Source organism: Corynebacterium parakroppenstedtii (assembly GCF_019754935.1).
In the GTDB taxonomy this organism is placed as follows: Bacteria; Actinomycetota; Actinomycetes; order Mycobacteriales; family Mycobacteriaceae; genus Corynebacterium; species Corynebacterium parakroppenstedtii.
In genome coordinates this window covers 37,105-63,147 of record NZ_JAGSOA010000003.1, presented here as the reverse complement: position 1 = coordinate 63,147, position 26,043 = coordinate 37,105, and the positions used below count along the sequence as shown (strand labels likewise).

General features: G+C 54.6%; 37 protein-coding genes. 22 read left to right on the top strand and 15 right to left on the bottom strand.

What is annotated here, in order from left to right:
• Window positions 1-227 precede the first annotated feature (227 nt).
• Window positions 228-395: a hypothetical protein gene (locus tag KCQ76_RS08960; protein ID WP_160296109.1), complete on the top strand. Its 168-nt coding sequence runs from the start codon at window positions 228-230 to the stop codon at window positions 393-395.
• 7 nt (window positions 396-402) lie between these two features.
• Here the strand turns inward: KCQ76_RS08960 and KCQ76_RS11020 are convergent, their stop codons facing one another.
• Entirely contained in the window at window positions 403-537 is a 135-nt protein-coding gene (locus tag KCQ76_RS11020) for a hypothetical protein (RefSeq protein ID WP_257994331.1), read from the bottom strand.
• A 70-nt stretch (window positions 538-607) separates the two neighbouring features.
• Here KCQ76_RS11020 and KCQ76_RS08955 point away from each other — a divergent pair, with 70 nt between their 5' ends.
• A complete protein-coding gene (locus KCQ76_RS08955) occupies window positions 608-829 on the top strand; it encodes a hypothetical protein (RefSeq protein WP_046202056.1) in 222 nt (73 codons plus the stop codon).
• A gap of 11 nt (window positions 830-840) precedes the next feature.
• The gene (locus tag KCQ76_RS08950) at window positions 841-996 is read left to right on the top strand and encodes a hypothetical protein (RefSeq protein WP_160296110.1); all 156 of its coding nucleotides are present in this window, start codon (window positions 841-843) and stop codon (window positions 994-996) included.
• On the opposite strand, the gene KCQ76_RS08945 is transcribed toward KCQ76_RS08950, so the two are convergent.
• Window positions 993-1,268 (bottom strand): hypothetical protein, encoded by a 276-nt coding sequence (locus tag KCQ76_RS08945; RefSeq protein ID WP_152646989.1) that lies wholly within the window; start codon window positions 1,266-1,268, stop codon window positions 993-995. The two genes, KCQ76_RS08950 and KCQ76_RS08945, sit on opposite strands and share 4 nt — an antisense overlap.
• Between KCQ76_RS08945 and KCQ76_RS08940 the strand changes: the two genes are divergently transcribed.
• The 12 genes from KCQ76_RS08940 (at window position 1,263) to KCQ76_RS08885 (ending at window position 8,769) form a co-directional block, all read left to right on the top strand.
• Window positions 1,263-2,111: a BRO family protein gene (locus KCQ76_RS08940; RefSeq protein WP_046202057.1), complete on the top strand. Its 849-nt coding sequence runs from the start codon at window positions 1,263-1,265 to the stop codon at window positions 2,109-2,111. The two genes, KCQ76_RS08945 and KCQ76_RS08940, sit on opposite strands and share 6 nt — an antisense overlap.
• Window positions 2,108-2,503 (top strand): hypothetical protein, encoded by a 396-nt coding sequence (locus KCQ76_RS08935; protein WP_046202058.1) that lies wholly within the window; start codon window positions 2,108-2,110, stop codon window positions 2,501-2,503. Before KCQ76_RS08940 ends, KCQ76_RS08935 begins: the two co-directional genes overlap by 4 nt.
• Window positions 2,504-3,115: 612 nt before the next feature.
• Window positions 3,116-3,322: a helix-turn-helix domain-containing protein gene (locus KCQ76_RS08930; protein WP_046202059.1), complete on the top strand. Its 207-nt coding sequence runs from the start codon at window positions 3,116-3,118 to the stop codon at window positions 3,320-3,322.
• On the top strand, window positions 3,319-3,549 hold the full coding sequence (locus KCQ76_RS08925; RefSeq protein ID WP_046202060.1) for a hypothetical protein: 231 nt from the start codon (window positions 3,319-3,321) through the stop codon (window positions 3,547-3,549). Before KCQ76_RS08930 ends, KCQ76_RS08925 begins: the two co-directional genes overlap by 4 nt.
• A 2-nt stretch (window positions 3,550-3,551) precedes the next feature.
• Window positions 3,552-4,436 carry a YqaJ viral recombinase family protein gene (locus KCQ76_RS08920; RefSeq protein WP_046202061.1) on the top strand — a complete coding sequence of 295 codons (885 nt, stop codon included), beginning with the start codon at window positions 3,552-3,554 and terminating at the stop codon, window positions 4,434-4,436.
• Complete coding sequence (locus tag KCQ76_RS08915; RefSeq protein WP_221914851.1) at window positions 4,436-4,942, top strand: hypothetical protein; 507 nt, start codon at window positions 4,436-4,438, stop codon at window positions 4,940-4,942. The genes KCQ76_RS08920 and KCQ76_RS08915 overlap by 1 nt, the downstream gene beginning before the upstream one ends.
• Window positions 4,935-5,294: a hypothetical protein gene (locus tag KCQ76_RS08910; RefSeq protein ID WP_052723043.1), complete on the top strand. Its 360-nt coding sequence runs from the start codon at window positions 4,935-4,937 to the stop codon at window positions 5,292-5,294. Before KCQ76_RS08915 ends, KCQ76_RS08910 begins: the two co-directional genes overlap by 8 nt.
• Window positions 5,295-5,313: 19 nt before the next feature.
• Window positions 5,314-5,625: an HNH endonuclease gene (locus tag KCQ76_RS08905; RefSeq protein ID WP_236881232.1), complete on the top strand. Its 312-nt coding sequence runs from the start codon at window positions 5,314-5,316 to the stop codon at window positions 5,623-5,625.
• Between the two features lie 217 nt (window positions 5,626-5,842).
• Window positions 5,843-6,700 (top strand): helix-turn-helix domain-containing protein, encoded by an 858-nt coding sequence (locus KCQ76_RS08900; protein WP_052722407.1) that lies wholly within the window; start codon window positions 5,843-5,845, stop codon window positions 6,698-6,700.
• On the top strand, window positions 6,697-7,188 hold the full coding sequence (locus KCQ76_RS08895; protein WP_052722408.1) for a hypothetical protein: 492 nt from the start codon (window positions 6,697-6,699) through the stop codon (window positions 7,186-7,188). Before KCQ76_RS08900 ends, KCQ76_RS08895 begins: the two co-directional genes overlap by 4 nt.
• A gap of 112 nt (window positions 7,189-7,300) precedes the next feature.
• Window positions 7,301-7,786, top strand: a complete 486-nt coding sequence (gene ssb, locus KCQ76_RS08890; protein WP_102215179.1) for a single-stranded DNA-binding protein — start codon at window positions 7,301-7,303, stop codon at window positions 7,784-7,786.
• 635 nt (window positions 7,787-8,421) lie between these two features.
• A complete protein-coding gene (locus KCQ76_RS08885) occupies window positions 8,422-8,769 on the top strand; it encodes a hypothetical protein (protein ID WP_012732236.1) in 348 nt (115 codons plus the stop codon).
• An 87-nt stretch (window positions 8,770-8,856) separates the two neighbouring features.
• Here the strand turns inward: KCQ76_RS08885 and KCQ76_RS11175 are convergent, their stop codons facing one another.
• Together KCQ76_RS11175 and KCQ76_RS08875 are read right to left on the bottom strand one after the other, a co-directional pair.
• The gene (locus KCQ76_RS11175) at window positions 8,857-9,246 is read right to left on the bottom strand and encodes a type II toxin-antitoxin system death-on-curing family toxin (protein ID WP_082089962.1); all 390 of its coding nucleotides are present in this window, start codon (window positions 9,244-9,246) and stop codon (window positions 8,857-8,859) included.
• The gene (locus KCQ76_RS08875) at window positions 9,243-9,782 is read right to left on the bottom strand and encodes a Panacea domain-containing protein (protein WP_052722409.1); all 540 of its coding nucleotides are present in this window, start codon (window positions 9,780-9,782) and stop codon (window positions 9,243-9,245) included. The genes KCQ76_RS11175 and KCQ76_RS08875 overlap by 4 nt, the downstream gene beginning before the upstream one ends.
• Before the next feature lie 90 nt (window positions 9,783-9,872).
• Here KCQ76_RS08875 and KCQ76_RS08870 point away from each other — a divergent pair, with 90 nt between their 5' ends.
• Window positions 9,873-10,253 carry a hypothetical protein gene (locus KCQ76_RS08870; RefSeq protein WP_046205291.1) on the top strand — a complete coding sequence of 127 codons (381 nt, stop codon included), beginning with the start codon at window positions 9,873-9,875 and terminating at the stop codon, window positions 10,251-10,253.
• 207 nt (window positions 10,254-10,460) lie between these two features.
• On the opposite strand, the gene KCQ76_RS08865 is transcribed toward KCQ76_RS08870, so the two are convergent.
• The 4 genes from KCQ76_RS08865 to KCQ76_RS08850 form a co-directional block, all read right to left on the bottom strand.
• A complete protein-coding gene (locus KCQ76_RS08865) occupies window positions 10,461-11,600 on the bottom strand; it encodes a restriction endonuclease subunit S (protein WP_052722410.1) in 1,140 nt (379 codons plus the stop codon).
• Window positions 11,597-11,770, bottom strand: coding sequence for a hypothetical protein (locus KCQ76_RS08860; protein ID WP_200895289.1), 174 nt, complete (start codon window positions 11,768-11,770; stop codon window positions 11,597-11,599). Before KCQ76_RS08860 ends, KCQ76_RS08865 begins: the two co-directional genes overlap by 4 nt.
• Window positions 11,771-11,854: 84 nt before the next feature.
• Complete coding sequence (locus KCQ76_RS08855) at window positions 11,855-13,549, bottom strand: HsdM family class I SAM-dependent methyltransferase (RefSeq protein WP_200895290.1); 1,695 nt, start codon at window positions 13,547-13,549, stop codon at window positions 11,855-11,857.
• Between the two features lie 492 nt (window positions 13,550-14,041).
• Window positions 14,042-14,788, bottom strand: coding sequence for a metalloregulator ArsR/SmtB family transcription factor (locus KCQ76_RS08850; RefSeq protein ID WP_082090305.1), 747 nt, complete (start codon window positions 14,786-14,788; stop codon window positions 14,042-14,044).
• An 87-nt stretch (window positions 14,789-14,875) separates the two neighbouring features.
• On the opposite strand from KCQ76_RS08850, the gene arsD reads away from it, so the two are divergent.
• The 6 genes from arsD to KCQ76_RS08825 all read left to right on the top strand — a co-directional run bounded on the left by arsD (window position 14,876) and on the right by KCQ76_RS08825 (window position 20,025).
• On the top strand, window positions 14,876-15,244 hold the full coding sequence (arsD, locus tag KCQ76_RS08845; protein WP_046202067.1) for an arsenite efflux transporter metallochaperone ArsD: 369 nt from the start codon (window positions 14,876-14,878) through the stop codon (window positions 15,242-15,244).
• Window positions 15,244-16,995, top strand: a complete 1,752-nt coding sequence (gene arsA / locus KCQ76_RS08840; RefSeq protein WP_046202068.1) for an arsenical pump-driving ATPase — start codon at window positions 15,244-15,246, stop codon at window positions 16,993-16,995. The genes arsD and arsA overlap by 1 nt, the downstream gene beginning before the upstream one ends.
• Window positions 16,996-17,039: 44 nt before the next feature.
• Window positions 17,040-17,162 carry a hypothetical protein gene (locus KCQ76_RS11015; RefSeq protein WP_257994330.1) on the top strand — a complete coding sequence of 41 codons (123 nt, stop codon included), beginning with the start codon at window positions 17,040-17,042 and terminating at the stop codon, window positions 17,160-17,162.
• Between the two features lie 360 nt (window positions 17,163-17,522).
• Window positions 17,523-18,812 (top strand): hypothetical protein, encoded by a 1,290-nt coding sequence (locus KCQ76_RS08835; RefSeq protein WP_180962487.1) that lies wholly within the window; start codon window positions 17,523-17,525, stop codon window positions 18,810-18,812.
• Window positions 18,813-18,835: 23 nt separating this feature from the next.
• Window positions 18,836-19,417, top strand: coding sequence for a hypothetical protein (locus KCQ76_RS08830; RefSeq protein WP_046202070.1), 582 nt, complete (start codon window positions 18,836-18,838; stop codon window positions 19,415-19,417).
• A 5-nt stretch (window positions 19,418-19,422) separates the two neighbouring features.
• Window positions 19,423-20,025: a hypothetical protein gene (locus tag KCQ76_RS08825; protein WP_012732224.1), complete on the top strand. Its 603-nt coding sequence runs from the start codon at window positions 19,423-19,425 to the stop codon at window positions 20,023-20,025.
• 467 nt (window positions 20,026-20,492) lie between these two features.
• Here the strand turns inward: KCQ76_RS08825 and KCQ76_RS08820 are convergent, their stop codons facing one another.
• The 7 genes from KCQ76_RS08820 to KCQ76_RS08790 all read right to left on the bottom strand — a co-directional run bounded on the left by KCQ76_RS08820 (window position 20,493) and on the right by KCQ76_RS08790 (window position 26,035).
• The gene (locus KCQ76_RS08820; RefSeq protein WP_221914850.1) at window positions 20,493-21,377 is read right to left on the bottom strand and encodes an SGNH/GDSL hydrolase family protein; all 885 of its coding nucleotides are present in this window, start codon (window positions 21,375-21,377) and stop codon (window positions 20,493-20,495) included.
• A gap of 176 nt (window positions 21,378-21,553) precedes the next feature.
• Complete coding sequence (locus tag KCQ76_RS11170; RefSeq protein ID WP_221914849.1) at window positions 21,554-21,796, bottom strand: HNH endonuclease; 243 nt, start codon at window positions 21,794-21,796, stop codon at window positions 21,554-21,556.
• On the bottom strand, window positions 21,793-22,155 hold the full coding sequence (locus tag KCQ76_RS08810) for a hypothetical protein (protein ID WP_046202073.1): 363 nt from the start codon (window positions 22,153-22,155) through the stop codon (window positions 21,793-21,795). The genes KCQ76_RS11170 and KCQ76_RS08810 overlap by 4 nt, the downstream gene beginning before the upstream one ends.
• A 49-nt stretch (window positions 22,156-22,204) precedes the next feature.
• Window positions 22,205-22,657 carry a hypothetical protein gene (locus KCQ76_RS08805; RefSeq protein WP_046203735.1) on the bottom strand — a complete coding sequence of 151 codons (453 nt, stop codon included), beginning with the start codon at window positions 22,655-22,657 and terminating at the stop codon, window positions 22,205-22,207.
• A gap of 63 nt (window positions 22,658-22,720) precedes the next feature.
• Window positions 22,721-23,386 (bottom strand): glycoside hydrolase family 25 protein, encoded by a 666-nt coding sequence (locus KCQ76_RS08800; protein ID WP_046203734.1) that lies wholly within the window; start codon window positions 23,384-23,386, stop codon window positions 22,721-22,723.
• 260 nt (window positions 23,387-23,646) lie between these two features.
• The gene (locus tag KCQ76_RS08795) at window positions 23,647-25,221 is read right to left on the bottom strand and encodes a Gp37-like protein (protein WP_052722411.1); all 1,575 of its coding nucleotides are present in this window, start codon (window positions 25,219-25,221) and stop codon (window positions 23,647-23,649) included.
• The gene (locus tag KCQ76_RS08790; protein ID WP_046203733.1) at window positions 25,163-26,035 is read right to left on the bottom strand and encodes a hypothetical protein; all 873 of its coding nucleotides are present in this window, start codon (window positions 26,033-26,035) and stop codon (window positions 25,163-25,165) included. The genes KCQ76_RS08795 and KCQ76_RS08790 overlap by 59 nt, the downstream gene beginning before the upstream one ends.
• Window positions 26,036-26,043: the final 8 nt, after the last annotated feature.

Genomic DNA, 26,043 nt, shown 5'->3' with positions numbered 1-26,043 from the left:
CGGGGAGAGTCGCCTTTTGTGACGTTATCGAGCCATTTTCTGTGCGTTTCCATACCTCTAAGGTACAGAACAACTACCGAGTGTGCAACTTTTGCAACATATCTGAACTGGGAAAACAAAAATTATTAAACTAGATGTTGCACAAATTGCATTTAGTGTGCTTAAATTGCACTCAGCGAGCCGGAACGGCAAGCTAACCCACGGAACTCACTAGGGAGGTGAATGACATGCGGAAGGTTGCGAAGCTCAAGGTTGAAGCGGATGCGCTGGGAATCAACCTCAATATTGATGGTGCCCCGGAGGGGATTCTTATTGAGTACGAGATTCTGCCGAAAGTTGCTAAAGCGGTACTGGCCGAGATCCTGGACTGGCAACAAGCAGCCCAGGACCCGTAGGCATTAACTACTTCGACTTCTTAGACCGAGTTTCAGTAACCGTGGTCTTTGGATGTCGAGCGGCTGTGGAGGCCTTGACGAATCGTCCGGAGATAGCGCTCCGGTTGACTGTGACCTTGCCTTTACCAGCACGTTTGCTCATACCTTTTCACCTCTCTTTCTAGCGCTAGCTGCGCTGGTTGAGAGCCTACCCACCTAAGGAGGTGAACATTATGCGACTTGATCCCGAAGTCATCACAGACGCGATGGAACGCACAGGTTCCCGATCGGTAGACGAGTTCGGCTGGAAGTTTCTTAACAAGACGGGGACGACTGTTCGTAACTACATGACGGGTAAGAGCGTTCCGAGAGTCCCTACTTTGATGATCCTTAAGAGGATCACTCATCGTCCGCTCGACCAAATGATTATTGAAGACAACTCAATCGCTGCGTAGGAGAGGAAGAGATGAGTTCCCGAATTGAATACAAGAACTTTGTTATCAGCTCCGACGGTGAGCAGGTAGAGATTGCCACCGCCGGAGGTGAGAGGGTCACGGTTGACCATGGCGATGTCGTTGCCGTGACCAATGCTATGCAGACGCTAAAGCAGTTGGTTGGCTAGCGCCCTTCTAGCACGTTGCGGATAGTTTCGAGCAACTCAGTCTGAGTTCGTAGTTCGTCTTCGATGTGTCCGAGACGGTCTTCGATAGAGCTGAGCATCATATTTTGACTCGTGTTATCCGCAATTGATTGAAGCAGATCGACAACTTTCTGATCCACAGTGATCACCTCCTCCCTGGGGATGTGTCCCACAGGGAAGAGGCTACTCAAATCAATAGAAAATGCCCCGGCGGTAACCGGGGCGAGGAGTTCCAAAGGAGGAACAAAATGCAAGACTTAATCGTAGCACATAGTCCCGACACAGCGTCGCCATTCGACGATATTAAGCGGACGCGCGAGGACGGGTCGGAGTTCTGGTCAGCCCGCGACCTCATGCCACTGCTTGGATATGACAAGTGGGAACGGTTTAACGGTGCGATTGAACGTGCTGAAGTAACTGCAGAAAACCAAGGACATGAGGGATTTTCCCGGCACCGGGAAATTCTCGACGGAGGGACTAAGCCCCGTGAGGATGTTCATCTATCTCGTTTCGCCGCCTACCTGGTTGCGATGAATGGTGACCCACGCAAGCCGGAAATTGCAGCGGCCCAGGCGTACTTCGCGGTGCAAACTCACGTGGCAGAGCAGGCACAGCAAGCGCCCGCCATCCCTCAGAACTATGCGGAAGCATTGCGCGCGGCAGCGGAGCAGTACGAGCGAGCAGAGGCGGCAGCATTAGAGTCGAAGCGCAACGCTAAGCGTCTCGAACTAGCCGCCCCGAAAATCGCGAAAGCTGATGCGCACTCCGAGGTTAAGGAGTGGAAGCGCCGCCAAGACTTCTACCGCGAAGTGCAGCAGTACGGCGACACCCACGGCATGGACATCAAACAGAGCGCAGTCCGTGAATTGCTCACGAGAAAGGGAATGCTCATCGCCGGTGGCCGCTCAGATTCTGGGCAGATCACTCGGCACGCCGTCCGAAGCGGGTGGGGACGTAACTACAAGGGAGTTGCCGACAACGGGCACGCGTTCACAACGCCGCAATTATCGCCAAAAGGCCAAGACATCGCCTGGAAATGGATCGTAAAAGCAATCGAAGAACACGGGGCTGAGTTGAACCCCAGAAAGGCCGCATGATGAAGGAAACAAGTTTGTACCGTGCTCACATCGTTGAAGAACCGGAGTTCGAGCGGTACTACGCGTTTGATGAGCGTTACCCGGGGGAGCGTATCGAGTGGGGCAAGCCCATTGGATGGGAGCCATCTAAGGAGTACGTGGAACGGTTTAAGACAAATAAGTGGATTGAGCCTGCCACTGATAAGTGGTTTAGGTCCAGGTCGTCTGCGGCCGCTCGTGTGAAGCTGCTTGAGGATGCGGGCTATAAGGCGGTTGTTCAGAAGTCCGCACCGGTTGAGTGGCCGAATGGTGATGAGCAGAAGGTGAATGGCTCTCAAGCTGGTGAAGTGCTGGCCGCAATCAAGACGCTCGTTCGACATGGTGTGATTAAGTCCGCTGACGAAATCCTTTAGGTCGATCAATCTTCGTCCTGTTCATGTGAGATGCAACGCGATTAAGGGTGAGAAGCTCTTAGATCCTTCTGAGTTTGGTCTCAGGTGATTGCCTCATTCGATGTTGTGTGGCTAGACGTGTGTCGTTTTGTTTCGACACATTCGTCACAACACACCCTATAAAATGTTTCGTCACATTGTTTCGTCACATTAGCCCTACGAGTAAGACTCCCCTGGATTCGTGATCTGGGTAGGGCACAAGGGTTTAACAGCCCGGTGTTATTTGATTAATCGCATAGTGAATAGCCCTGTGGGATACGGGGAGCGAGCGTGTTTCTTAGATCGCGATGACCTCCCTACACCTGCCATTGGCGACGGCTGTGGTGGAGGTAACGACACGGGGTGTTAACAAAACTTTTTGGGTGGCGCTGGTGCCCGTGCAACAAGGCATCGCGGGGTGGTCAATGCACTATGGCTACCTGTGGGGTTCGATTCCCCGCCCGCCCACAAGGGAAACAACGGTTGTTTCCCGTATGTGAAAAAAGGGGAGGGGCCTTAGGTTGTTGCGTCTGGATTGGCGTCTACTCGCAACAGCCTTGGCCCCTCATTGTCACCAAAGAAGGAGTGGTGAAAATGCCTAAGAAAAGAAGGCAAGTTTTTAGTGTACGCCGTGTGTATCGGGTTGGTGAAGTGGCGGACATGTTGGGGTTGAGTGCGAATTCGGTGTATGCGCTGGTTCGTAGTGGCCAGTTGCGGACTTTGCCGAAGCGGTCGCCGTTTTCTGATTGGCGTATTCCGGCTTGGGCTGTTGATGAGTTTGTGGGGGAGGGGTTGAGGTGACGCGCGATGAAGAAATTTTGAAGTCGATGGTGGATCACCCGGCTGGTCGCCACGTTCGCATTGATGATGAGTTGGATATGACGTTTATTGATTTGGCGAATCAGGCCTATGAGGAGAGTAGGGGCCGTTTTCGCTGGTCGTGGGGGATTGTTTGGCATGCTGTCGTTGGTGTTGCCGCTATCGCAATGTTGTTTATTGATCTGATTTGGTTGGGGACGGTGAGTTAATTATGTCGGAAAAGCAATGCAGGCTTTTGGAGTTTGATTCTGAGGAATCGTGGCTTGAGGCCCGGAAGCGGTATTTCACGGCGACGATGATGGCGGATCTGGCGACTGGTGGTTCTGGTGCCCGTGAGCGTGTGTATCGGGATCGGCATGGGTTGAGCAAGCCGTTTGCGGGTAATTCGTATACGCAGTGGGGGCATGAGCGGGAGACGGTGTTGGTGAATTACGCGCGGGAGCATGTGGACTCCAGACTGGAGCACAACACTGGGTTGTATGTGTCCACGCAAATAGAGGGTGCTGCGTGTACCCCGGACGCTGTGGGTTGCCGTGAGGATGGCACTGTTGCGGTGTTGGCTGAGGCGAAGACCACCAAGAACATGTGGTGGAAGCGTGAGGATGTTCCGGACCGCTACTTGTGGCAGATCCAGTGGCAGTTGTTGGTGACGGGGGCTGAGGCGTGTGTGCTGGTGTTTGAGTATCACGAGGATTTTGTGTCTCAGGGTGTGGATTATTTCCTCATTCGCCCGGATAAGGACACGCAGGAAAGGCTCCTGGCTTTGTTGGCTCGGCAGAAGGATTTTGAGGCCGATCATGTGGAGGCCCGGTTGCCTGATTTCTTTGCTGATCGTGTCCGTGAGTTGTCGAAGCTGAAGGAGCAGGCCCGCGCTCTGGAGGATGAGCTTAAAGCGGAGATCAGGGAGTTCACGGGCGGGGAGGATTTCTCGTATTCGGATGATCGGGTGCAGGTAACGCTGTCGACGCCGAAGCGGTCGTCCCGGTTTGATACCGCCGGGTTCAAGAGGGCGGAGCCGGAGTTGTATGAGCGGTTTATGAAGCCGGGGAAGGATCCGGCTCAGCGGGTCACGTTGAAGTGGAAGGGGGCCGCGTAATGGCCAAGATTGACCTTGAAAATTATGAGTCTGTTGAGGAGCGCATACTGCGTTTTAGGAGGGATCATCCGAATTTCCGTTGTTTGACTGAGCTGACCTATGAGGGTGATCCGGGGCACACACGCTGGATTATTAAAGCCCGTGTGTGGCGTGACGCTGAGAATACGGGGATGCCGGATGCGACCGGCTATGCCTTTGAGATTGACGGGGCGGGCATGGCGCAGCGAACGGTAGCGTTGGAGACGTGCGAGACGTCGGCTATTGGTCGGGCGTTGGCGAATCTTGGGTATGGGGGCAATAGGCGTGTCACCCGTGAGGAGATGCGGAAGGTGAAGCGTGATGAGGAGCGGCAGTTGATTGTTGACCGGTTGAAGTCGGTGCCTGATGTGGGGGCTTTGCGCGCGTTGTGGGAGGAGGCTAAGGCCGCTGAGGTGACCGACCAGTCATTATGGCAGGCGTTTAAGAAACGCACCGAGCAGTTGGAAGGTGGCGGTCCGGGTGAGTGAGTATGCGCCGTTGAATCCGGTTCAGATTGAGCAGCAGATCAGTGAGGCGGTGACCCAGATTTCGCGCTCGGTGCGTCCGGTGAGTGAGGCGTATAACGCGTGGCAGAAGGCGGAGCTTGATTTTAAGGCGGCGTTTGCCAGGGCTTTTCTTGGTGCTGATGGGCCGATGGAGGAGCGGAAGCAGCGGGCTGTGGCCGGGACGGTGGATGAGGCGTTAGCTGCGCGTGTTGCTGAGGGTGAGTATAAGCGTCTGTTGGATTTTCAGCGGTCGTTTCGTGATCAGTTGTCGGCGTTGCAGTCGGTGCAGAAGTCGGTGAACGCGGCGTATCAGGCGGCGGGTCACGATGGGTAGAAAGAGGATGCCTGTTGAGGTGGCCCGTGTTGTTGGTGATCGTGCTGGTGGCCGGTGTGAGGCGATGGTGTTTCCGGTGTGCACCGGGGGCGCTGAGCAGCTTCACCATAGGCAGTACCGGTCGCGTGGCGGCGAACATACGGTAACGAACCTCGTGTTTATCTGTAAGGCTTGTCATGACTGGGTGCATGCCCACCCGCGAGAGTCGGCCGAGATTGGTTTGAGTGTTCACTCGTGGCAGGAGCCGGGCGATGTGCCTGTTCACTATAGGGGAAGGCCCGCTGTGTTGGATGATGCGGGCGGGGTGACGTATTCGATCATGGAGGAATAACACCACCCCTGTTGTGTGAACTTTCTTTTCGGGTGGGGTAGTTGCGTGCGCTTTGTCGTGGTGACTACCTCACCCTTTTTTATCGAACAATTGTACTAATTTTGGAGGTTGTTATGAAGTCGTGGATTGAGTTTGTGGCGGGGTTGAGTGGTGAGGATTTCCGCGCCCATTGGCTCGCCCGGATGCAGTTAGCGAAATCTGTAGGAGGTGAAAAGTAATGTCGCAAATATTTCAGGGCCCAGGGCCTGAAGACGACTTCACCCTGATTCCGAACAGCATCTCAAGATCTACTGAGCTACCCGCGAGGGCCAAGGCCGTTTACATCTTCATGCGGTCACACAGGGACGGGTGGAACATCACTACCACGTCGGTTGCGCACGCTCTGGGGATGAACAAAGACACGGTCGCTAAGGCTATTAATGACCTTATCGAGTCTGGCCATATGCGGCGGATTGAGAAACGTGCTGAAAGTGGGAGGTTTGCAGGTTGGGACTATGAAGTGCTTTCAGGTTACTTCCCCGTGTCCGAGGAATTCGGAAGTGGCGATTTGGCCGGTTCCGGAAAACCCGTATCCGGAAAACCCGCATCCGGAAATTCCGGACGCATAAGAAGACTATATTCCAAGAAAACTAAAGAGATAACTTCGTTATCTCAAGAAGATCATGCTCAAACCTCCGGTTCGAGCGAGCGTGAGTCTCGGTCTGATCGGTTCGATGAATTCTGGGATGCCTACCCACGCAAGGTTGGCAAGAAGAAAGCGCGGGCCAAATTCGCGGCGGCCATCAAGGCTGCCGGGGATGCTCAACGCGTCATTGACGGGGCACTGAGGCTCGCGGCTGATCCGAACCTCCCGGAAAAGCAGTTCATTCCTCACCCGACAACGTGGCTGGAGCGTGGCGGTTGGGACGATGAGCCGCTTCCAGCCCGGTCATTGCCTAGGCAGGTGCCGCAACGAAAGAGCGAAGCTGAGCAGTGGGACGACGTACGCCGTGAGCTGCGACAACAACGAGAAGTGCGCAACCAGGCAACCATCGTTGACGGCGAAGTCCTGGATCAGCAGGAGATCGAACAATGAACCAAGATCAGGCTGAAGAACTGGCTCTCGACATCCTTGAAAAGGGCCGTTACCTGGCCAAAGACCGGTTCCCTGTCCCTGACACGAAGACGGTTCAGGCGTGGGCGGAGGTGGTGGGCCGCTACCGCCTGCCCGACTGGCTGTGGCTTGAGGCGGTCACGATCTTTTGCATGGAGAAGATCACTCAGCGGATGGTGACCCCGTTGGACATTCTCGAGGCTGCGCGGGTGGCTAAAACACGCTGGGAGCAGTCGCCGGAAGGCCGCACGGAGTTGGCCAAGGCTCGGGGAGAACAACCCACGACACAGGCTGAGATTGAGGCCTACTACAGTAAAACCCCTGGTCAGCGCGGTGAAACGCCGCGTGAGTACCAGCAGCGTGTCCACCCGCGTGTGGCTCGGATGATTGCGGACATGCTGGAGCGGCGGAAGGACGCCCCGCCGTATCAGGCTGAGCCGGGCCATTGGTGGAGCCCTAAGAAGCTCTAAATTCGCGCCCATTGGCCCCGTAGAGCCACGAACACGCCCCCGCTGGTGTAGTGGCCTACCCGCGGGGGTTCAAACGTCTTAAAACCCTATTTTCATGAAAGGAATGCTCAACATGGCACAAACGCCCATCCACACCACCATCGTCGGCCGACTCGTAGCCGACCCAGAAGTCCGCTACACCAACGACGGCAAACCCGTCGCCAGCTTCACTATTGCCAGCTCACAGCGGGTCTACAACAAACAAACCGGCCAGTGGGAAGACGGGGAAGCAACATTTTTGGGCTGCACGGCCTGGTCGAAACTGGCTGAGGGTGTGGCCACCCTCGGCAAAGGCCAGCGGGTGATCGCCACTGGTGTACTCAGGCAGCGCCGGTGGGAGGGGCAGGACGGCCAGAAGCGGTCGAAGTTGGAGCTGACGGCCGGTGAGGTTGGAACAAGTGTTCTATTCGCCACCGACAATAATGGGGGTGGAGGTAATCAGCCCCGAAACCAACAACAAACCGGCCAAAACAAAACCCCATGGAACAACCCCAGCACCCCGGCCAAGGCCAGCTGGAACGCGGGCGGATTCAACACCGACGACCAACCCCCTTTCTGACCAACAACCCCGATAAGGAGAGGAAACCATGAGCCCCATCCAAATCCCCTACAACAGGCCATCCATCACAGACACCCACCCCACACCAAAAAACAGGAAATTCGCCACGATCATAGGCCGAATGTTGGAAGCGCACATCCGCAAATGGTGCAGTACCCACAACACCCACAAACCCGGCACCGTCACACTCCACTACCAACCCAGAGAGGCCAGCACAGACGACAAACTCCGACTCGTACTCACCAACTCACTACTCCAACAAGTAACCCACACGGTGTACCCCTCGGCCACAGTCACAGACCCCGAACTGCACAAACCAGGCCACACACCACACCCCGTCTGGCTCGACATCACACCCCCACGCAAAGCGAGCAAACAATGACAACAAACCGCATTCCCCACATCCACACCCCATCAAGATTCACTCCGCCCCCCATCACCAAACGCAAACTATGCCAAGATCACCCAGAGTGGACCACCGACAGCGACAAGGAGGACATGGCCCCCGACTTCATCGCCATCTGCCAACAGTGCCCAGCACTCAACCAGTGCGAAGACTACCTACAAGCCCATGAACAAGTAGGAGCCCCCATCTTTGGGGTGGTAGCCGGGCGAACCTACTACAAAGGAGCATTATGACCAACCAACGCACACTACCATCACTACCAGCCATTGACCCGCCGATTATTACACGACGCACACTCTGCGCAGGCCGGCCCGAGTGGTCAGCCACCAAACTCACCGACAGTGCACGCACCAAACTCAAACAAGCTTGCCACCAGTGCCCGGCACTAGCCCAGTGCGAGGCCTACCTGCAAACCTACGAGAAAGCCAAACTCCCCATTGCCGGGGTTGTCGCCGGACGCGAGTGGGGAGACACCGGAAACGTCACCTGCCGGAAAGGCCACACCCTCACCCTCGCCACCACAGCCATGCGAGGCGGCTACCTCTACTGCAGAACCTGCGAACGGCACAACCAATGACGCTATCCGGCGAACAATGCAAGGAGCGCGCTCATGCCACGTAACCGACAGTCTGCGAAGAACGCTCATATACAGCCGAAAAGGCGATCACAATCGCGAACTGTGATTCACAAACCACAAAGTAAGATCGGAACTACTGATTCTATGGCAGACAACATCTACAACTAGCTCTACAACTTCACTCTGCTCAGCGACCACAGTAACCCCACGGCGATTCAAGTGGACTGCCGCAACTACCCAAGCTGTTCGTTTATTCCCATCAGAAAACGGATGCCGCGTAGCAAGCTCGAAGAGAACAACCGCAGCCTCCTCGTAAATCGAGCTACACCGTCTGTGCCCAAAAAACTCCTGAAAAGGGGCACATAGCGCAGCGTCCAAACCTCCATAATCAAGGAGGCAGCCTCGCCCCCTAGTCTGTTGCTTGTTAATGGCAATAACCGTGTCCACAGGCAAACACTGAGGAGAAGACCCCGTCATAGGTGTTCAAGGCGGGCCAACGCTTCAGCCCACTGTTGAGAAACCTGACGAATTGACTCATCTACCTCAGCATCATCGACCGGTTCATAGGCTAATGATGGAGCCGCCGGGCCACGCCCAGTAGTGGCCTCTAGAGCATAAAAACGAGCGATCGTGTCAGTATTAAGTAGACGCTGACTAGGAGCCCCAGCAGGAAGCCCGGTTCGAGCTTCACGCCAAGGAGCTTCCTTATGAGTCTGCTCCACTAGCTGCTCTTTACTCATATCTCCATAGGAATCTAAAACTGCATCAACAATGCGTTTTTGATTATGAGAGAGCGGTTTTACTTCGAATGGTGGGGGACTGTGGTGGGTAGCCACATACAGATTCCGGCTAACAGGCCCATCTCTCCAAGCCTCAAAACTGTCGCTGACCAGTGGCCTACCAGTCCACACCAACGCCCACGCATTCGCGTAATAGACGAGTTTTTGCAATTTCCATTCATCGGAAATACCAGTGGCCTCTTGGATATAGGCGGCGATGTTTTCTGCCCTCATAGCCCCTCCTTCCTCACTCTTAAGCATCAACTCTACCCGCGCGGTGGGACATTTCGATATTCCAAAACACTAACTTTGAAAGGTCAACGCATGTCAAGGAATAGAAGATCAGCAAAAAAGGCTGGGACGGCGTTTGAAACAGCCATCGCCACCTACCTAGCCCAAGAACTAGAAAGCGACTTCATCGAACGACGCAGACTCACCGGCGCCAACGACAGGGGAGACATTGCCGGAGTACGCGACGCGCGCGGGCAAAGGCTAGTGCTCGAAACCAAAGACTATGGCGGACGAATCACCCCCGGCCCCTGGACCAACGAGGCCCACATAGAAATGGGCAATGACGACGCCGTGGCAGGAATAGTCGTCGCCAAACGACGTGGCATTACCAACCCCGGAGCCCAATTCGTCCTCATGACCGTCAACGACCTCGTCGCTTTGATCCGCGGCGACCGCCCCGACAACGACCTATGAACGCACGCAGCCCCATCGGCACCAGCGTCAACATACCCGCAGGCTGCGTGTCTTTCTAGTCAAGAGCGTCCCGTCCTTTAGGGCGGGGAGGATGTCACTCCCTAGCCGTATTCGAGATGGCTATCGACGCGCTGAGAAGCTAGGAGCGCCTGTCGCGCGACTGCCCCTGCTTGGAGGTAGACACGCGCGCATAGCCGATGAGCATGGTTAATCACCATCCTCGGGAATGCGGTCGCCGTAAGGCAGTGAACGCATATAGTCCTCCATGAACTGCCAGTCGGGAACGTATCCTTCAGGGCTATAAGGATTGTCGGGATAGATAATTAGTTTACCTGAATCATCGCTTTTGACCGGCAGGCTTACCACGTCAGTGAGGTACTTTTCTTCGGTGACTTTTCGTCCGTAACTAAATTTAAAACGGTTCTGATTCAAAACCGTTTGAAGAAAAAGGTAGCTGGCCGTAGAAAGGCTTTCATAACGAGGCTGCAGTATCTTGGCGGAATCTCCCACAACACAACCGTCTGCTTGAAAAGAGACAAAACCTGCCGAACCCGTTCTCGCCACGGTTAGGCAAGGGCGCTCTGTAAATACATAGTTGTTTTCTCGGCAGAAATCCAAGCTAATTTTCCCAATAACACCGTTATTTTCTTCACCGCTTTGCACAGCGTTAAGGTTGCCGGGGTTTTCCTCTATTTCACTTGTGGTAATGCCCCGGCCGTTACGAATGGAGAATATCGACCCGACCGAAAAACTCCGCCAGGTGAACTCATCCCATTTGGGCATCGAACACACTTTATTGCTGGTGCTCAACGGTTTGTGATTAAGACTCTTAATAAAGTCTTCCATGAACTGCCAGTCGGGGTCGCCGCTAGCTGTAGCGGGGAGACGCATCTTTGAACTAATCATCCGCGCAGGTCTCCATTTGCGACCGTACTGCCAACGGTATTTGTCGTGCATAATCACAGTCGCAACAAAAAGACCTGTGTAGACGTTAAACTCCCCATCCTTTCGGTATAAGGGGTTTACATCATGGCTACAGGTGAACTGTTGGGGCTGAAAATATGCGTGACCGACAGAGCCATTGTTTGTAACGCAGACGGCATTACCTGGAAAAAGCTTTGATGTGAGAGGGCTGTTAGGTTCTACACCAGTTTTTGTCGAGGTTTTGATCTCATCAAGGGTGTACCAGCCCGTAACACCATTGTTCGAATCCGTCGCGCCTAAGAAAGGGATATCCCCTTTATCGAGTTGCTCAGGCTTCTTGTTGTAGAAACCCTTTCGAATTTCAAAAATGTCGCGGAACGCAAATTCTTTCCAATCGGAGATGTCAATCAGGTCGGCCATCATTCTCCACCACCAATTACTTCATCAGTAAATACTCCCTCTTTTACGAGGTAGGCAAGATAACCATTAACAGTCGTTTGGAAGTCATCAACAGTGAGAGTTGAGTAGTCAGTTTCCATATATGCCTCGACAAGCCACTCATCTTCGTGCGTGACAGACTGCATGGCAGACATACCGGCCTTGACGGTCTTGTTGCGGTAGAGCTTGAGCCACTCTTCTTCTACGGCTTTCCACTTACTCGCGTTCTTCTCGTCGAACTACTCGATACGACCGAGATTCTTCTTCTTCTTGTGAGCGTCGTCCTTGTAGTACCCAAAAAACGTGTCCTTGGCAGGCGCGTCGCCGTCGTAGTGAGGTTTACCAAGGGTAAACACCATCATGCAGGCAGACACCGAGGCGCCGGGGTAGAAAATCTCGTTGGGCAGCGTAAACACTGCCTCAAGCGTGTTGTTAGCGAGCAGGCGCTGCTTAGTTTCCTTGAGGAGCTTATTAGAGCCAATGGCCGCTGCAACAGGCAGGATCACTGCCATGCGCACGGTTTTAGTGGACTCGTTATTCTTCTGCCTCTGTGAGTTAGCTTCAACGATGCAGTCCGAGATGAACTGGACGAAGACCATACCTTTTGTCGGGTCTTCCTTGCCGTTCTTGGCCTTACCCCAGTTAGTTTTATAACGCTCGGGGATCGTGATTGGCTTGGCATTGAACGGTGGGTTCATCAGGATCACATCAGGGTCGGCTTCCAGGAGAAAATCTTTGGACTTGAACAGATTTCCGAGTTTGATGTTGGAGTTTCCATCACCGTGGATCAGCATGTTGGTCGTGGATAGACCATAAGCTTTTTCTTCGATCTCAACGCCGTAGATGTGCTCGCGGCGAATTTTAGCCTGCTGAGCTTCTTTTTGCTGTTGCGTACCGTTCATCGTGGCGCAGTCTGCAATGGCTTTCACCATGCCCTGCACAAGAAAGGAACCAGAGCCACACGCACCGTCAAAGATACGGGTATTACGGTTCACCCCAGTCACGCGACACGCGAACTCAGTGATGTGGTCTGGGGTGAAGGCTTGGTTCTTATCAGCTTTGCCGGTGTACTTGTTGAATGCAATGAAGAACAGGTTCAACAGGTCTTGTCCTTCGGAACTGTCCTCGTCAATGTAGGCGTAGATACCGGTAACAATGGCAATAAGAATGTCGAGCCGGTCATCAAGTTTGAGGGCACGCACCTTCTGGTCCAAAACTACGTTGGATCGCAGAAGCTTAACCTTCGTTGCCTTGTTATCGGAGCCATCGAGAAGATTGTCCAGAGTGGTCTGGATACCAGTACGAATCTGATCTGCAGTGAACACTGCCCAGCGTTCACGCAGCTGCACAGTGGTCTCCTCATTAATTTCAGAGATACCGAGGTTATTTACGGTGTCCTTAACGTAAAGCAGGGTCGTTCCGACAAACTGACTACGCAGTTTCTCGTCGATATCCTTCTTATGCAGTAGCACGTTGAGTGCGTAAGTGTTGCGCAAAACCTGCTCGCGGTTATTCTGACGGCTCGCCTCGAAGAGAGAGACGTAGTACGACATCGTGTCGATGGCTGTCTCTCCGGGCATCTCAGACTCATCATCGACGTTGTTCTTCCAGACCCTCAGGTCCTCGTTCTCAGTGTTCGCTAGGATCGCGATGATTTTATTGTTGGGGAACAGTGCTCTTTCTTCGATGGCATATTCGCGAAGTTGGGCGATGTCCTTGTCGGTAAAACGGGTCTTCGTCTCGATAAGAACCGCCGTTTTTGACTCTTCATCAAAGAACCGGATGTCGAGTGTTTGATGCTCTGGCGCGCGCCCGAGTATTTGCGCGAGTTTCTCTTTAGATCCAGCTTGTTTGACGTAGCTGAACTCGTCGTTCTCAACGTTGGACGTTAAGTATTCCTGCCCAACAGCGCTAATCATGGTCGCACGAGACATGGTACTGCTTTCTTGTAATTTATTCGGTCGATTCCGTATACCTCACCGTTGCAGTGCCGTTACAGGCACAGAGTGGCAGGATAAAAGTGTACGAGATCGCTATACGTTATAGATAGTGGTGTAGCCGTCTCATGTTTGGTCGCATGATGTATTGGCTGGCGCTCAGTGACGATCCTCAACCATGTGAGATATGTTATATTGTGCCCGTAGCGCCTACTCATACTCTTCGTGAGTTAGTAGGACTGACTATCGTTTGTGCCGTAGTCACATACTGTTGCTGTTGTTGATGCCCCACTGACCACTGTACGTTTTGCCTTGTAGGGATCGTTTCGTAAGCGACTCCACATCGCCGTAGCCCCCTGGCCCCGCCGAGGGGGTTTACGTGCATCTACGGCCAAATGCGACAACGCCGATGGCGCAGACTATGCATGTTTTCCCCGTTCCGGTCGGGGTGGGTGTGTGCAAATACCCTTACGGGTGCGCAGATTTTCCTTAAGAAATTCGGCTCAACAACTCTTTTACGCGCTTGGTAATATCGTCGCGGATTTCGCGTACGACCTCTGTGGGTTCCCCCGACGGATCAGCGACCTCCCAGTCTTCATAGTGGGTTCCGGGGAAAATTGGGCATGATTCGCCACATCCCATCGTGATCACCCAATCGGCCATCTTCACTTTCGCCGGATCCAGTTTTTCTGGCTGCGCAAACGGCTCTAACCCAATTTCAGCGAGGGCGTCGCGTACCTCGGGGTGTACTTCCTCGGCCGGTTCGGTGCCTGCGCTCATGATGGTCACGTCAGATGTTGCTAGTTCTTGCGCAATGGCAGCTGCCATTTGTGAGCGACCAGCGTTTTGTCTGCAGGCGAAAAGGATTTTGGTCACGGCGGCTTCCTTTCGGCGTGTGGTTTGTTGAGGCACGTGTTTAGCGACAACGTCAAGGAATTGAGTATCAAATTCCGAGGCGATCGAATAGTAGGCCCACTTACCCTGCTGTTCACGGCCTAATATGCCAGCATTTACCAGCTTGGTGAGATGGTGCGAAATGGTTGACCGGCTGATATTAAAAACCTCGGGAAATGAACATGCGCACACCGGGTTCGGTGAACAGCGGTATATGAACAGAGCCACTTGCAGCCGCGTGACATCACTAAGTGCCGCAAAAATACTCGCCGCGTCCCGACACCGTCCTTCGTCGGCAACTGCAGGTGCGGGGCAGCAATTCGGAGCATGTTGGCTGGTCATGCAAGAACTCTATCACGTTTCGATAAGCATCGAAACGTGATAGAGTTCGAGTCAGTGCGACAATCATCGAAATGTAAGGAGTTAATTGTGCGTCAAATCGATGTCTATGAACCGGCCCTGTGCTGTTCTTCCGGGCTCTGCGGAACCGACGTAGACCAAGCTCTCGTTGATTTCAATGCGGCGCTGACCACTCTGGAAAAGGAGGGCATTACCGTGACCAGGCATAATCTGGCGTCTGCCCCTACTGATTTTGCGACGTGCGAGCCAGTTCGCGCATATGTCGAGGTGGCGGGTACAGACGGCCTGCCAGTTACTGTGGTCGATGGCACTATCGTTGCTACTGGTTCTTACCCACAAGTTGATCAGCTCCGTCAATTCGCCGGGGTATCCCTGGAGGAAAAGACCACTTTGCCCGTCGTTGAGTCTGACTGCTGTGGCGAAAGTGGGTGCTGCTAATGTCCCTTCCCGAACTGAGCACCAAGTTTGCGTTTTTTACCGGTAAAGGTGGAGTCGGAAAGACCACGGTTGCTTGCTCTCTAGCCACCCGCGCGGCAAGTGAAGGTAAACGAGTGCTGCTAGTGTCAACTGATCCAGCCTCGAACATTGGGCAGGTATTCGGCCGTGAGATCGGGTCGGGCGGAGCAGAGCTAACCGACCTTGTGCCCGGCGCTACCAGCTTTGATGCGGTAGAGATTGACCCGGAGGCAGAAGCGGCGCGGTATCGCGAATCTATCCTGGGTCCGGTTCGTGGCCTGCTGCCACCCGAGGTACTGGCAACAACCGAAGAAACCTTGTCCGGTTCCTGCACCGTTGAAGTCGCTAGCTTTAATCGATTCGTCGACTATCTAACAAACGAAGACATTACTAGCCGCTATGACCACATCATTTTCGATACCGCCCCGACCGGACACACTCTGCGGTTACTGTCCTTACCTGGTGATTGGTCGAGTTTCATTGATAAAGGCGCGGGTGACGCCTCGTGTCTGGGGCCGATGTCTGGACTGGAGAAGAACCGGCAAACCTATCACGAGGCGGTCGCCGCTCTGGCTGACCCGGCACAAACTTCACTGGTTCTGGTGGCCAGAGCTCAAATCTCGACCTTGCAAGAAGCTAACCGTTCCACCGGTGAACTACTTGAGATGGGAATCAAACCGACGCTGTTGGTGATCAACGGAATCCTGCCAGCGAACGCCGCTACCGATCAGCTGTCGGAGTCAATTTATGCCAGGGAACAGGCACTACTTGATGGCCTTGCCACAAATCCTGAACTGAGCGCGATCAATAGTATTCCAACGGTACGGCTCGAGTTGAAGGCTAACCCGGTGATGGGGGTAGACGGCCTATCACACCTGGGCGAGCCTGACGGTAATGAAAGTTCGAACGCGGGTCCCGCACTAGAGCCGGGCTTGACGCAGTCCACTTCAAATTCGCACGTTGATTTATCCAATCTGGTGGATGAGCTAGCAGAGGGGAAACCGAAACTCGTCTTGTGCATGGGCAAAGGTGGGGTTGGCAAAACCACCGTGGCGCAAATGCTGGCATTGGAGCTCGCTAAGCGCGGCAAGCCGGTACATCTGTCCACCACGGATCCGGCGAATCACCTCGATGCTTCCCTCGAAGACAGCATCGGCGGTTTGACGGTGTCATCTATCGATCCTGACGCGGTGACGGCTAGCTACCGAGAAGAAGTACTCGCCAGCAAAGGCGCTTCCCTCGATGCCGACGGGTACGCACAGTTGGAGGAAGACCTGCGCTCCCCATGTACAGAAGAAGTGGCCGTTTTCAATGCATTTTCGGAGATCGTAGCAACGGCCGAAAACCAGTGGGTTGTCCTCGACACCGCCCCCACTGGGCACACCCTGCTGTTACTGGACGCCACTGGGTCCTACCACCGCGAACTCATGCGTCAATCCGGACGTGACGATTCTGCGACCACTCTCCAACACCTGCAAAATACGGAAGTTACCCGGCCAATCCTCGTGACACTGCCAGAAACCACGCCAATGCTCGAGGCACAGTCGCTCGCAGCCGACCTATCGCGAGCAGGTATCGAGCCGTGGGCATGGGTAATCAACCAGTCGCTCCCAGCAACCGAGACGTCATCACCGTTCCTGCTACGACGAGCCAATGCGCAACAGGAGGTAATTAATTCGGTCGTTAATCAGGCAGGGGTAGAAGTGGTTCAACTACCCGTCATACCCGACTAAGAACTATGCAAATATCGATTTACCGAAGTTAAAACGATGACGCCGTGGTGGGAATAGTCGTCGCTAAACGACGTGGCACCACCAACCCCGGAGCCCAATTCGTCCTCATGACCGTCAACGACCTCGTCGCTTTGATCCGCGGCGACCGCCCCGACAACGACCTATAGAAAGAACACACCGCAATGGCCTGACATACAGCTCACACCGAAAGACTCTCCGACAGGATGCGATGCTCAACTCAACGAACGACGCCGCCCATCACATCCTGATCAAATTTCCTCAGCATGTTCCAAATCTCCCATCTACTCAAACGGAACAAAAACCAGGGCACGCCAATCACACCAGCACCGTACAACACCACCACCAGCACCTTGAACCATAGTTCCTGTCATGAGGCTGCTCCGGTTGTAATGTTTAAGAATTGCTATATCCTTATTAAAGGATCGAGCAAGCATCATCGCATTCTGATCCCATTGAGCTCCCCATCAAGGAGCGCCCCTCACAAATGAACCAGCAGGAAAGCATTCATGTCTATATCCAGCATAAGTGCCCGGATGCTGGGGGCTGCACTACTCATCGCAGCCCCACTGGCTACAGTCAGTACACCCGTCGCACAGGCCATCCCAGATATGCCTCAAGGCTACCCAATCACAAACCTGTACAAGAGTTGCACTCCGGAATCAGCACACACTGATCACTACCCTGAATGGCACTATGGGGAAACCGGTCGTCGCTACCTCGGTGATGGAAACATCCAATTCACCAACAAAACAGACAAAACAGTTCCCTACACCGCCTCAATCGAAACAGGAACTAATCACAAGATTGACGCGAATTCCAAGGCCTCTCTCCCCTCCGGGTGGAACACTACCGCCAAATCCGACATTGGATTAAAGGAATCCAACGGGTGGCTAGACAACGAAACCTTCGGGCCCATCAACCTAGGACCGGGAGAATCCGTCCGCATTGAATACGGCGTCGTCGAAAAAGACTTCATCGCTATGTACGTCACCTGCCAAGACGGCGTCCTTACCAATGCTGAAGGCGCCAACGTTATTCGCGGTACCGGCCCCGCCGAACGTTACGCATACGCCTACATCATCAAAGCTGATGGCACCGTCTCAGACCTTGCGATGGATATTCCAACCCGCAACCCAGGGGCAAACAGTAAGCCCAGTGGAAACACCTACAACAGCCGCTCAGGGCCGAGCCTGGAAAAAGTTGCAGACCCCAAGCGCGACGAAATTATCGAACCCACACAGGAACCACAGCATGATTCGTCCTGGCCTACGCTAGGTCAAACATGCAACAACAGAGACAAAACCTGGTACCCCTATCACATCACAGCAACAAAACCAGATTTTGCAAAACCAGGCTATTCAAACGACTTCCTGAATTGGTCAGATTCCGAGTACACGTACACACCACAGACAGACTACGTGGTTGGCGCAGAATACAACGGCTACTCTAACTGGAAAAACGTAAGAAACCACCTGCCCAACGGTTGGTTGGAATCTATCGGAGTGATTGAGCGCGCATACATGCCAGTGGGCACTCCTCTAAAACCCGTTCACCTAGCCCCCGGTGAAAAAGTCCGCGTGGAATACGGAACAACCATGACGCGAGTGAATTACCAAGAAATCCATTGCGGAAAAGACGGAAAATACTCCTTGCTCTCCCACTATCCTCAGGCGTCAGCACCCAGTGGATTCTGGGCACAGGCAAAAATCACATCCAAGGACGGATCAACCAGAACTGAAGACATCACACCAGACCAGTGGCGTACATTGCCCGTACCCACCCAATCATCTAACTAATCACACCCATGACAGGAGACACCATGAAAAACATCATCCGCACCATTACAACAGCAGCAGCAGGAACCGCAGCAGCAGCCTCACTTTTCGTTGCACCAGCCGCACACGCACTGCCACCCCGTGACCAAGGAACAGCAAATCCGACGACCATCGGAGATCATTGCACTAACCCAGGCGATACCGGACAAACCATCGCTATCAAACGTAGCTATTTTGACGGGTCCGCCGGAACCTGGACAATATCCAACTACAATGACGAACCGCTACCCGTCACACGCCAAATCACAGAAACCAAGACCAAAACCTGGAATGTGTCTGCTGGCGTTGACTTCCCCATCTTGGATTTAATCCACATGACCTTCTCCACCAGCTACACCGACACGCAAACCTACGAGGTTGGCGAAACCGTGGGACCATACAATATCGCCCCCGGCAAAACTGCCGTCCTTCGTGCTGGCTGGATTGTTTCTGACTTCGAAGGACAGAAGACTATTTGCGGCGCAGACCACACATGGAAGGCAAACGGTGGAAACTTCACCGCTAGCTTACCGAAGGAACGTCACGTGGCCATCAGCACACGCGACAATGACAAGCTCGAAGGCTAACCCATATGCGTTACCGTCGAAAAATTGCTGTAACACTGTGCACACTCGCAATCGGCCTGACAACACCAGGCATCTCCACCGCTACGGAGAAATCCTCACCCGGAACATTCGCCGGGGATTTCGAACTGCCACAGCGCTGGAACGATGACTTCAAACCAGGAACGTCATGCGCTACACCGAACAGCAATGGGATCTATCCCATTGCTAAACGCCGCTGGTTTAAACAGACCGATGCCGCCAGCGTCGCCAACCACAACAATCATCCTGTCCCCGTAAAACAACACATCAAGGATGTTCGCACACAGACGGTTGAAACCAGTGTCCAAATAAAAGAGAAAGCTGAACTGCCGAAGTTGATGACCAACACCTTCGGTTTCAACTACGTATACACGGAGCACTGGGCCCTGAAACAAGTCGTAGGCCCGTACAACCTTCCCGCTGGCAAACAAGGCCGGCTGGTCTGGGGATTCCTCATCCTGGACACCACAAACCAGAATGTGACATGCGGGGAAGACCTGACCTGGCACGAAGTAGGAGCCCCATTCGACGCATCCATCCCAGAAAGCCGCTACTCCGAGCTGCGCGTGGATAGTACAATAGAAGAATAAACTGATCCTGATGCGTTGGCCGAAGTGACCAGCCACACCACGGTCTAAGCTACCTAACCGACCATCCACCCATAGGGACCAACCGCACCTGGGCTGGTCCCGCTTCTCCATTGCGAACCAAGAAAGATATCGTAAACCACACCAACACAGCCTTAACCCCTAGACATCACCTCAACGTAGCCCAACTCATGGTCAACGAACGCTAACCTACCAGTGACATCGCTGCCATCATCCGCACCACGAAAACAGAAAAGACCCCTGCAGGCGCCTCGCCCGGCCGCCCACAGGGGCCCCTCTCTCATCACACCCCGAGGAAAGGGGGTGTGATGCTACTATACCTCTACCCATAAAAACCAACAATAAAACAAACCTGCAGCCCACCCCCAAGACCCGTACACACCACTAACGCCTTAGTCGCCCGGGGGTTGTGTGGTGGTGGGGGTAGGGGGTGGTCCCTTGGGGTTGTGTTAGAGCTGGTTGGCGATGGTTTGTGCCATGCGTTGTTGTCCGGTGTGTGTGGGGTGGGCGATGAGGCTGCCTTCGGGGATTCCGAAGTAGCTTGAGTTGCGTTCGTTAGTTGGGCTGCACCATCCGTCGGGTTGGTTAGGTGGTGTGACGTAGGTGGCGTTGGTGTCTTGGGCGGCGGATTTGACGACGTTGTTGATGCTCGTGACGTATTGTTCGAGGAATGCGCGGTCGTTTTGGGAAAGGAAGCCATCATCTATGCATTGGTAGTCTTTCATTGCGGCGGTGTAGTAGCCGGTGAATACTATCTTTGCGTGTGGTGAGCGTTGTCCAGCGTTGTTGGCGATGTCGACGAGGCGTTGGTGGAGGGTTCGGCCTTCTGGGTCGGGGTTGTTGATTTGTGCGGTGGCTGTCGGTTCTGCTGTGTCTTTGCAGTCGGGTAGTCCGGGTATGTGGATGTGGGGGGCGCATTGTGCGAATACGTCGGCTAGTCCGGCATCGTTGCCGCCGAGGCTGATGGTGATGAGTTTAGTGTCCTCAGTGAGGTGTTCTTTTTGTGGGGTGGGTGCTGTGCCTGGTAGGGCGTGGTTTTGTGGTTGGTCGTATTGGTAGGTGAGTGCCCAGGCGCAGGAGGCGTCGTCGAGGTTGAGGTTGAGTTTTTGGGCGAGTTGGTGGGGGTAGTTGTCTTGGTCTTGGACGCAGGCGGGGTGGGTGCCGGGGACTTGTTGGGCGAGGGTGCCGGTGGAGGCGTAGGAGTCTCCGAGGGCGACGTATTTGTCGCCGGCGTTGATGGTGTCGGCGTGTGCTGGGTGTGTGGGGAGGGGAAGTAGTGACGCTGGTGTGAGGGCGAGGATGGAGGTGGCGGTGATCATTTTTATTGTTTTCATTGTGCCTACTTTATCCTTAAGTACTTAATCGACCTACCAGACGTTAGTGATTCTGAGCAAAAAGTAAACCTCTGGGGGTGGACTCTCGGGGTGGGTCGGAATTAGGTGATGCCGGGATGAGGTTCAGGTGGGAGGTGGAGGCGTTGTGTTTTCTGCGTCTTTCCTACGCGTCTTTCCTACGCGTCTTTCCTACGCGTCTTTCCTACGCGTGTTTCCCGGGTTGTTTTGCGGGTGTGGCAGGTGCGGCAGAGAACTCGCAGGTTAGTCGGGTGGTGGGTGCCGCCTTGGCTGGTGGGAATGATGTGGTCAACTTCCCGTCCTGGCGCTCCGCAGAGTTGGCAGGTGTAGTGGTCTCGCTGCCGTATGCGTGTGCGGAGATGCCGGGGAGTTTCAGGTTTGTTCGGGTTGTGTGTGTTCATAGGTCGTGTTTGATGGCGGCGGGGGCTGGCCTGTCGGGAACTTCGTCGGGGTGAGCGTGACGCCATTCGGCTATGTGACCGAGGGCAGCATCGTATTTGTTGCTAAGAGTGTTGACTCGTTCACGGAGGGTGTCGACTTGGGTTTGTAGGTTGTTGATCCTTCCGGTGAGTTCATTTTTGGTGCGTTCGGTTTCCTTTTGGATTGCGTCGACGAACGCTTTCCATTCGGGGTAGCGCGTTTGTTCTTTGGCGACTTTTTCTTTGCCATGGGCGTTGGTGATGGCGGCGAACCATGAGGCAAGCCCTGCGATGGCGCTGGAGACTCCTGTGATGAGGAGGGTGGTGAGTGGCCCGTGCATAGTGCCCCCTGTGCGGTTAGTTGGTGTTTTTTCGGATGTGTGGCCGGGGTTAGTGTTCGGGGGCTGGTGTGGGATGGCCGGGTGTTCCGCCTTGGGGTGTGATAGTGGAGCGTGGTGGCTGGTAGGCGTCGTTGGTGGGCGTGGTGGGGGTGTAGGTGACAGGTGGTGATGGGGGTGTTTGTGGGGCGTGGAGTGTGTTGTTGTCGCCGGGTTGGGTGTCGGCGTCTTTCGGGCGTCCTGTCGGCCGGTAGTCGGAGTGCTCTCCAGTGGAGACGGCTGCGAGTGCGCCGCTGACAGCTGCGGCGATGCCGGCGGCGGTTTGGAACCAGTCGTCGACTTGTCCTGGTATGGCAATACCGAGGGCGGTGACGGCTAGCCCGATGATCCCTGCAGTGGTGTAGACGACTTGCCGGAGGTACCAGGGGGAGTGGGTGATGCCTCGGTCGAGGTGAAATTCGCCAGGATGAATGTTGTTGATGTGTGGGATGTCGTGCTTAGCCATGGTGTGATCCTCTACGTGGTGTGCGGTCAGGAGTGAGATGGCTGCGCTAGGGGGTGGGGTTGGTTAGTTGCCGGTGAACAGGTGCCGGAGTTCGTCGTGGCTTCCGCGGTAGGCGTTGACGTCGACAACACCGGGGTAGCCGGCGGCATAGCAGTTGGAGCCGTATTGGAGGATATCGGGGGCGTGGTTGCCGAGTGGGTAGTTCCATCGGCGGTCGGTGTCGCCGGGATAGAGTTGGGCGGCAGTGCCGTAGCCGTTGGATCCGTAGTTGGATACCCAGAGTGCCCCGAGCCCATCCATGGATGGTTCACCGCCGGGCATGTTTTCCCAGTACCAGGCACCCGAGTAGATGCCGGGCACGTGGTAGCCGCGTGATTCGAGTTCACGTTTCGCGGCCCACACATCGTCGCCAGTGAGGAGGAGCTGGTGATTTCTGCTGACGGACTCAACGTCGATCCATACGCCGAGGTCGCGCCGGCCTCCCATTTGTTGGTCGATGACGTCGACTTGTTGGGCGATGGTGCGTCCCTCTGAGGGGGCGCGAAGATACCAGTATGCTGACGTGATCAGTCCTGCGCTTTCCGCGTCTTGAAGATGGGAGCCGAAGACTTTATCTCGGTAGGTGCCGTCGCATAGTCGGATGATGACGAAGTCGTATCCTTCGGCTTGTGCGCGGTGTAGGTACATTCCGTTTTGATGTTCAGAGACATCGAGTCCGTACAGTGGCATAGTTACCTCTTTTCTACTTGTTGATCGAACTTAGGTTCGGTAGCCACGTGTGTAGTGTGGGGATCAGCGCTTCCATCGCTGATCGTCCTGTGGTGTAGTCGTCTTGGCCGAAAAACAATGCGTGCGCCTCATTAACCGCATTTAGCATGGGTCTTCCTACAACCCATGCCCCCGCGGGCGTATCTTCGCTTAGGCACACCCCCATGTGCTCCACCCCCTTGTTTTATACAACATGAAATCTACTCGCTCGAACTTATATTCTAGCCGATGAGGGTCTTCAGTCGCTTTGTGACCGACGAGATGTGCTTTTGGTTATCGTTGAGTTGTTGTAGAGCAGATCGGCGAGCTTTTGCTTCACCAACGGCTAGTTCTACCTCCGGCGGGTGGCCATCTTCACAGGTGATTGTGGCTTCATCAATCCATGTGGATAGCACCATTTCTCGCCATTCGACACCAATTTGGTCACCCACATTCACCTCATAGCCGAGAGAGTATGGGCATCCGTCGGCGATCTTAAACGCTGCCGAGAGCCCACCCTTGCCCTTAGCAAGCGCCTCAAACGCCTGTTGTTCACCTTCTACAGTGAACCCCTCACCCGAGGCGACGAGTTCGTGACGCCGGTACGGGCCAAGATAGTGCGCTCGGCGGGTCGCCTGATGGTGGGTAAACGCGAGAAGCTTATCCTCCGTGAGCTTCTCACTGGCTTTCTCCAGCTTGGATTGCATATCGTCTAGCTGCTTATCGTGCCCAGGCCACGCCGTTTTCGCACCGGCAATAGCACCATCGACGAAGGAGGCCGCTGCCCGTTTCAAAAGTTGGTTAATCGCACCTGGGCTTTTCCCGCCCACAGTGACGTCAGCGTACTTCGATCGGGTGATGGTGACATCCGAGGTGGCGTAGTCGATGTGGTCTGGTCGGAGCATCACCCAGGGTTTGTAGCCGTCCGGATTGGAGCGGGCAGACATACCGACTGTCGATACGTTGTCTTCCGGATCCCACTTGCGCTTGATGTTTTTCACGCCCTCACGGATATGGCCGGCGACGGACGAATCGGCTGTTACGGGGACGACATCGATAATGAGGGTGGGTTTCCATAGGCGCGTGTGAGTAGGGAACGGTTGCCGATCCCACGGCATCCACAGGGTGACAGTGAGCCTGAGGCCGGCGGCATCCAAGGTTTCTTTTGTCAGGTCGGCTAGTGAGTCGAAGCGGGCAGCAAGCACCGTCCAGGGAGTATCAACTGACTTGTGCAAAGGGTTGACCATGATCGGCCAATCTGCATAGTCTCGCCAGGCGATCGGTGACCACGGGTCGGGGTCGGGTAGAAGGTCAAATTGGTAGAGCCTGCGCAGGTTCATGAGGATGAACGTTTTTATCACGCGGAGTGAGTCCCCGGCCCGCACGTCCATATATTTGGGTTGGAGCGATTTGATCGACATCGGGTTGGATTCCATGACAAGATAGTCGGTCATTTCATAGATGGAGGCTCCGCTGATTTCGACGGTGGGATTGACTCGCTGGGCATGGTCGACGATCTTGTCGACGAAGTAGGTGTAGCGGGTGTGCCCGTATTCGACGATGAGGAATTGTTGTATGTCGGTTAGCTTGCGTAAAGCCGAGTTGGGGTCGCCGTCGAAGGCTAACGGTGGGATAAGTAAATCAACCATCGGGTGATGGGCTGGGACTTCGAGTGCGAAGGTGCCAGCATCGTTGACCTTATCTGAGGCTTTGAGTGAGACGTAGCCGGTGACGATGACCTGTGGGGTTAAGTATTTGTCAGTCAAATAGACGAACGGCGTATGGTCGTCCCGTCGCCTCTGACCAATCGCGGCCATTTGCGTTATTTGATGTTCCTGCATGAGAAATTATCCCCCCTGATTGCGCCCATGGTGAAAGGTAACGGTTTCGCCACAGCACTTGGCAATGGTGGCACTCCACTGCTGTGCCGTCTCCTGGCATGACTGGCCGTGTCCAGGCCACGCCGCGCATGGTGGCCCAGGCTGTATGGTTCGGGTAGCCCTGGTTGTCGGTGACAAGGCCCCCGGTGGCTGGGTCGGTGTAATACGTCAGTCCTGATCGGCCTAAGGCTGGCGGGAGCACGATGAGGCCATTTCGGTCTTCGGTGAATCGTGCTGCCATGCCACGCCAGCGAACAGTTGGCCATAGTGGAATATCCCCGGTGTTTTCGATGGCTACAATGCCGGTGCCGCTATGTTGGGGGCCGAACCAGCAGCCGTCCTTAGCGGTAAGTTCAACCTCCATGGTGGTGCCGTCTATGGCGGTGGTGTCCTCGGGCAGGCCTACCGGTTTTGCAAGATGCACGAAGAGGCACAGTGATGGTTGGCGAGATTCCGTGACGATGAGTTTGGCTGGTTTGAAAAAGTCTAAGCCGTTAAGGAACCGACGGGTGACTGTCTCGACGGTGAGTTCGGGTGTTGTGGTGATCTGCACGGTGAGTGTCGGCTCGATAGGGTCAAGCTCACCGATATCTAGGCTTGGTGACTGGAAACGTGATTGGTGTTTATCCTTTTGGTCACTGATGTTGCCGACGGTGTTACTGATCTTGCCGAGCGTTACCCCCTCGGCACCCTCGTCATCTCCGGCCAGGTGCCATGTTTTTCTTCGATAGTCTAAAAGCTGAATATCCATCAGCAGCC